The sequence below is a fragment of the Micromonospora sicca genome, assembly GCF_003172935.1.
GTDB lineage: Bacteria > Actinomycetota > Actinomycetes > Mycobacteriales > Micromonosporaceae > Micromonospora > Micromonospora sicca.
In genome coordinates this window covers 1-6,344 of sequence record NZ_QGKS01000050.1, presented here as the reverse complement: position 1 = coordinate 6,344, position 6,344 = coordinate 1, and the positions used below count along the sequence as shown (strand labels likewise).

Annotated in this window: 6 protein-coding genes; 2 read left to right on the top strand and 4 right to left on the bottom strand. The window is 77.1% G+C overall.

The window, feature by feature from the left end; translation table 11 throughout:
* Nucleotides 1–910: phosphotransferase (locus tag DKT69_RS00625; protein ID WP_109799658.1), on the top strand; the 910-nt coding region annotated here is incomplete at its 5' end.
* Between the two features lie 112 nt (nucleotides 911–1,022).
* Nucleotides 1,023–1,289 (top strand): 30S ribosomal protein S20, encoded by a 267-nt coding sequence (gene rpsT / locus DKT69_RS00620; protein ID WP_109799657.1) that lies wholly within the window; start codon nucleotides 1,023–1,025, stop codon nucleotides 1,287–1,289.
* Nucleotides 1,290–1,430: 141 nt separating this feature from the next.
* Here rpsT and DKT69_RS00615 read toward each other — a convergent pair whose 3' ends face one another.
* From DKT69_RS00615 to DKT69_RS00600, 4 genes are all read right to left on the bottom strand, one after another.
* Nucleotides 1,431–1,910 (bottom strand): hypothetical protein, encoded by a 480-nt coding sequence (locus DKT69_RS00615; protein ID WP_109799656.1) that lies wholly within the window; start codon nucleotides 1,908–1,910, stop codon nucleotides 1,431–1,433.
* Nucleotides 1,907–2,887 (bottom strand): DNA polymerase III subunit delta, encoded by a 981-nt coding sequence (holA, locus tag DKT69_RS00610; RefSeq protein WP_109799655.1) that lies wholly within the window; start codon nucleotides 2,885–2,887, stop codon nucleotides 1,907–1,909. Before holA ends, DKT69_RS00615 begins: the two co-directional genes overlap by 4 nt.
* 224 nt (nucleotides 2,888–3,111) lie before the next feature.
* Complete coding sequence (locus DKT69_RS00605; RefSeq protein ID WP_109799654.1) at nucleotides 3,112–5,523, bottom strand: ComEC/Rec2 family competence protein; 2,412 nt, start codon at nucleotides 5,521–5,523, stop codon at nucleotides 3,112–3,114.
* Nucleotides 5,520–6,332, bottom strand: a complete 813-nt coding sequence (locus DKT69_RS00600) for a ComEA family DNA-binding protein (protein ID WP_201749416.1) — start codon at nucleotides 6,330–6,332, stop codon at nucleotides 5,520–5,522. The genes DKT69_RS00605 and DKT69_RS00600 overlap by 4 nt, the downstream gene beginning before the upstream one ends.
* Between the last annotated feature and the right edge of the window lie 12 nt (nucleotides 6,333–6,344).

Here is a 6,344-nt window from a genome sequence, read left to right as displayed (position 1 = left end):
GCTCGGCGGCCCGCCGGTCGCGGTACGGGTGGCCGGCGCCGGATTCACCCGGGGCTTCGCCGCCGTGCTGGAGACCGCCGACGGCGCGCGGGCCTTCCTGAAGGCGGCCTCGCTGACCACGCAGCGGCACCTGGTCGACTGGTACGCCCACGAGGCCGCCGTCCTCGCCCGGCTCCCCGCCGGCCTGCCGGTCCCCCGGCCACGGTGGGCGCTCACCGAGGCCGGCTGGTACGCGGTCTGCCTCGACGCCGTCGACGGCGCCCCGCCCCGGCTGCCCTGGGACCCGGCCGAGCTGACCGCCACCCTCGCCGCGTACGCCGAGGTCGCGGCCGCCCTCGCCGAACCACCGGCGGAGCTGGTCAGGCTCGGGCTGCCCCGCCTCGCCGACCTGGCCCGCGACGACATCCTCTGCTGGGGCGAGGTTGCCGCCGGCCGGGAGCCGGCGCCGGAGCTGCCGCCCTGGGCCCGGCCGCGGCTGCCCGAGCTGGCCGCGCTGGAGTCCCGCCTCCCGGCGTACGCGGACGCCTCCCCCGCCGGGTCGGGCCGTTCGCCAACCGGGTTGATCCACTGCGACCTGCGGGTGGACAACGTGCTGATCGACACCGCCGGTCGGGCCTGGATCTGCGACTGGAACTGGCTCTGTCACGGGCCGGCCTGGTTCGACCTGGCCGGCCTGTTGATCACCGCGTACGCCAGCGGCCTCGCCGCGGACGAGGCGTTCGCCACCCACCCGGCGGCGGCCGGCGCGCCGCCGGACGCGCTCGACGTGACCCTGGCCGCACTGTCCGGGTACCTCCTCACCAACGCGGCCGCCGGCCCGTCCTCCGCGTCGCCGCACATCCGAGCCCACCAGCGGTGGAGCGGCGACCAGGCGCTCAGCTGGCTGGCCGCCCGGCGGAGCTGGGGCTGAGTCGTTTTGGCTCGTCCCGGCCGACCTGGTAACCTGGCTCTTCGCGCAGCGATGACGCATGCTCGTCGCGCGTGAAGCAGACCAAACCGAGCTATCAAGACGAGGCTGTCGCGTGGCGAACATCAAGTCCCAGATCAAGCGCAACCGGCAGAACGAGAAGCGCCGGCTGCGTAACAAGTCGGTCAAGTCGTCGCTGAAGACCGCCATCCGCAAGTTCAACGAGGCTGCGGAGGCCGGTGACGCCGAGAAGGCCACCGTCCTCATGCGTGACGCCGCCCGCAAGCTGGACCAGGCTGCCAGCAAGGGCGTCATCCACGCCAACCAGGCGGCGAACCGGAAGTCGGCGATCGCGAAGCGCATCGCCTCGTTCTCGGCCTGACAAGCGCCGGTAGATCTGCCGGAAGCCCCGGGCACTGACCCGGGGCTTCCGGCTGTCTGCGTCTGGGATCGCGCCCGCTGCCACCGTCCGGCTCTCGGCCGGCACGCCCTCGTCGGGCCCCGGCGCCCGGGTGCGGTCGGCTCAGCGCATCGGGTCGTGCCGGACCGGGTCGGTCCAGGTGCCGCCCTCGTCGTACCGGGCGACCTGGTCGCCGGGGCGGGCGGCCCGCAGCGTCGGGTCGGAGGCGAGGACCACCCCGGGCAGCGCGCGCGGGGCGGACGGCACGCGGGCCCGGCCGACCACCGGCTCCATCTGCCGGCGGAACCGGTCCCGTTCCTGCTCCGGCACGAGCGCCGCGGTGCGGACCACCACCTCGGCGACCATGTCGTTGAGCTTCACCATCGCCGCCACGGCGACCGGCAGCACCAGCACCGCCCACCAGCTGACCAGTTCGGCGAGGGCGAGCAGCACGGCGAGCGCGATCGAGCCCTCGAAGAAGAGGAAGCACAGCACCCCGCCGGGGTTGACGAACCGCAGCCCGAGGACCCGGGCGTACAGCGGTCGGTACCGCTCCTGGTCGGTGGGGACCGTCGCCCAGCCCGTCCGGGGGGATCGGGTCACCGGGCGCCGCCCTGACGGGCGGCGGCGACGGAGAAGACGGCCCGCTCCAGCGCGTACGCCCGGTCGTCGGCGCCGCCCTTGACGGCCGCGTTGCACTCGGCGGCGGCGCGCATCGCCTGCACCAGGCCCTCGGGTGTCCAGCCCCGTCCCTGCCGCTGCGCCCGCTCGATCTTCCAGGCCGGCATGCCGAGGCTGCTGGCCAGCTGGTACGGGCTGCCCCGCCCGGCGGAGGCCACCCGGGCCACCGTGCGGACCCCGTCGGCGAGCGCGTCGGCGATCGGCACCGGGTCGACGCCGACGTGCAGCGCCCAGCGCAGCGCCTCCAGCGCGGCAGGCACGTCACCGACCATGGTCGCGTCGGCGACGGTGAAGCCGGTCACCTCGACCCGGCCGCGGTAGTAGCGGGCGACCGTGTCGGCCCCGATCCGGCCGTCGGTGTCGGCGATGAGCTGCGAGCAGGCGGCAGCCAGTTCCCGCATGTCGGTGCCGACGGCGGCGATGAGCGCCTCGGCCGCGTCGTCGGTGCACCGGCCGCCGCCCCGGCGGATCTCGTCCCGGACGAAGGCGACCCGCTCCCGGTGCCCCTTGAGCTTGGCCGCCGGCACCACGGTCGCACCGGCCGCGCGCAGCCCGTCGGCGAAGGCCTTCCCCTTCGCGCCGCCGAGGTGCAGCACGACGAGCTGAACCTCCGGGTCGGGGTTCTTCGCGTACGCCAGCAGCGCGGTGACCAGGTCCTTCCGGGCGTCCTGCCCGGCGTGCAGCACGAGCACCCGCCGGCCGCCGAAGAGCGACGGGCTGAGCATCTCGGCGATCTCCCCCACCGCCACGGCGCTGGCCTGGTACTCCCGGACGTCCACGTCGGGGTCGACGGCGCGCGCCGTCGCGACGGCTTCGCTGACCGCTCGCGTGGCGAGCAACTCCTCGTCGCCGAGGACGAGCAGAATGGGGGGCAGGCTGGCGGGGGTCACGTCGCCCATATTCGCACGGCCCTCGACCGGATCGTGCCTGCTCATCGGCGACTGTGACGGCAGAGCCCGCACTCAGCGCGAATCCCGACATTTAAGCCGATCCACCCGCTATAGCAACAAGCCGCCTCCATTGGTCGGTCACTCCGCCGATCGTCGCCGGCCGGTCGAGGCACGCCGGCTCGCGCCGGGATGTGCGGGCTGTTGCGAGCCGGCGGGCGTGGGCGCCACGGGTGTCACGGCTGCCGCCCGGGTCGGGTGCCGCGGGCCACCACCGCCAGTCCACGCCGGTCCCGGACCACCGCGAGGTCGCCGTCGATGTCCGTCCGCAGGACGCGGGCACCGACGCGGGTCAGCCGGGCCAGCAGCCCGGGATTGGGGTGCCCGTAGTCGTTCCCGGCACCCACCGACACCAGCGCGACGGCGGGCCGGACCGCGTCGAGGAACTCCGGGTCCTGGTACGCCGAGCCGTGGTGGGCGACCTTCAGGACGTCGGCCCGGAAGGCGGCGGACGGCGACGCCTCCAGCAACGCCCGCTGCTCCTCGGTCTCGGCGTCGCCGGGCAGCAGGATCCGCACTCCGGCCACGGCGGCGGCCAGCACCAGCGAGTTGTTGTTGGGATCCGACCGGCTGCCCCGCAGCGGGTACGGCGGGCCGAGCGCGACCAGCGCCACTCCCCCCGCCCGCCAGCTCCAGCCCACCGGCGCGGTACGCAGGCTCGCCGCACCGCCCAGCGCGGCGACGCGTACCTGGTACACCCCGAAGGCCGGCTCCGACCACTGTGGGGTCAGCACACCCGCCACCCGGCGGCCCCGGAACACCCCGGCGACCCCGCCGACGTGGTCGGCGTGGAAGTGGCTGACCACCAGCAGCGGCACCTCGCGTACGCCGAGCCGGCGCAGGCAGCCGTCCACACCGGCCGGGTCGGGCCCGGCGTCGACGACCACCGCCCGACCGGCGGCGACCGGCAGCACCAACGCGTCGCCCTGCCCCACCGCGCAGGCCACCACCACCCAGCCGGGCGGCGGCCAGCCGCCGGCCAGCAGCCGGACGGGCAGCGTGCCGAGCACCACCGCGACGGCGCACACCGCGACGAGCCGCCGGACCAGCGGCCGTCGGGTGGCGAGCAGCAGCGCCACGGTGAGCCCGGCCAGCAGCAGGGCCCCGGTCACCCCGCCGGGCCAGGGCAGGGTCCCGGCGGGCAGCCCCGCCCCGTGGCCGGCCACGGTCACCAGCCAGCGGGCCGGCCAGCTCGCCAGCCAGGCGACGAACTCGGCGCCGGCCGGCCAGACCGGCGACACCACGGCGGCGGCGACGCCGAGCACGGTGGCCGGTGCGATGGCCGGCACCGCCAGCAGGTTGGCGGGCACGGCGACCAGGCTGACCGTCCCGGAGATGCCGGCGACGACCGGGCCGCAGGTGAGCTGGGCGGCCGCCGGCACGGCCAGCGCCTCGGCCAGCCCCACCGGTACGCCCCGCCGCCGCAGTGCGTCCCGCCAGCCGGGGGCGAGCAGCAGCAGCCCGGCGGTGGCGCACACGGAGAGGGTGAAGCCGGCGTCGCCGGCCAGCTCCGGGTCGACCAGCACCAGCACCGCGACCGCGGTGCACAGGGCGGGCAGCGCGGCCCGGGGCCGGCCGGCGGCGAGCGCGGCCAGGCCGATCGCCCCCATGGTGGCGGCCCGGACCACGCTCGGCGACGGTCGGACCAGGATGACGAAGCCGATCAGGGCCAACCCGCACGCCAAGACGGCCGCCCGGGGACCGGCCCGGGCCCAGCGGGCGAGCAGCAGCACCGCGCCGACCACGATGGCGACGTTCGAGCCGGAGACCGCGTTGAGGTGGGTCATGCCGGTGGCCCGGAAGTCCGCCTCGACGGCGGGCGTCAGTCGGCTGGTGTCCCCGACGACCAGCCCGGGCAGCAGACCGCCCGGCTCGTCCGGCAGCGGCTCGCAGGCGCGTTGCAGGCCGGCGCGGAGCGTGCCGGCCGCGCGCTGGAGCCACGGCGGCGGACCGTGCGGGGCGGGCGGGCCGGTCACGGTGAGGACGGCAGCGGTCAGGTCGCCGCCGCGCGGCGCGGTCAACCGCCCCTGCGCGCCCACCCGCTGCCCCGGCAGCAGCCCCCGCCAGGCCGGGTCGGCGGCCAGCACCAGGCCACGGACGGGTCCGGCCACCCGCCGCCCGTCCCGAGCGGCCAGGCGTTCGAGGTCGGCCCGGACCAGGAGGGTCGCCGGCCGGCCGGCGGCGCCCCGGACGGGCCGCGGGTCGTCGCGGACGACCAGTTCCGCCGTGACCAGGGCCCGCTCGTCCACCAGCGCCCGGATCGGGGCCGCAACGCGGACCATCAGGCGGGCGGCGGTGGCGCTCGCCCCGCAGACCACTCCGATCAGTACGGCGACGACCACCCAGCCGTGCCGGCGGACCGGAGCGGCCGGGCGCCCGAGGAAGCCGAGCAGGTGGCCGGCGAGGAGGGCGGCGAGCATGGCGGCGACGGCGGCCAGCGCGGTCGTCACCGCTGCGGTGAGGTGCAGTCCGGCCAGCGCGGCGAGCCACGCGGCGACGGCCAGCCCGGCCAACCTCAGGTCCGGGACGCTCTCCTCCGTCCCGGCGACGACCGCCGGCTCCGGGGCGGCGTTCCGGCGGGCGGTCACACCGTCACCAGGTCCTTGAGCTGCTCATACCGGGCGTCGCCGATGCCCTCGACCTGGCGCAGGTCCGCCACCGACCGGAAGCCGCCGTGCTGCTCCCGGTGGGTGAGGATCCGCTGGGCGAGCACCGGGCCGACCCCGGGCAGGGCGTCGAGCTGGGCCAGGGTGGCGGTGTTGAGGTTGACGGGACCCCCGGGCGCCGCCCCGGCGGCGGCCGGCCCCGCCGCTCCACCGGCCGGAGGCTGGCCGGCGGGGCCGGGCGGGGCGGCGACGCCGACCAGGATCAGCTCCCCGTCGGTGACCTTGCGCGCCGGGTTGAGCAGGGCCACGTCGACGCCGGGCAGCGCGCCCCCGGCCGCCTCGACGGCGTCGGCGACCCGGGAGCCTGCCGGCACCCGGACCAGGCCGGGGCGGCGCACCTTGCCGGCGACCGCGACCACGAGTTGGCCGTTCGCCGCGCCGGACGAGCCGGCCGGGGACGGCTCGTCCGGCGCGGCGATCGTCGACACCGGCCGGACGGGCTCGGCGTGCGGCCGGGACCGCCAGGCCCAGAGTGCGGCACCGAGCACCACGACCAGGGCGACGGCGGCCAGGGCCCGCACTCCGCGTCGCCCGGGGTCGAAGGCGCCCGGGCCGGGTAGCAGCGAGGCTCGGCGCTCGGGTTCCTCGTCGCCTCCGTCGACGACCGGGGACGAGGCGAGCCGCTCCGGGGCCGGGGAGAGGATGAACTGATTCCCGACGGCGACCTGGGGTGGGGCGGACCGGCGCGGGGCGGACCGGCGGCGCGGGCCGGCGTTCGACGATCCGCGCAGCTCCGGCGGGAC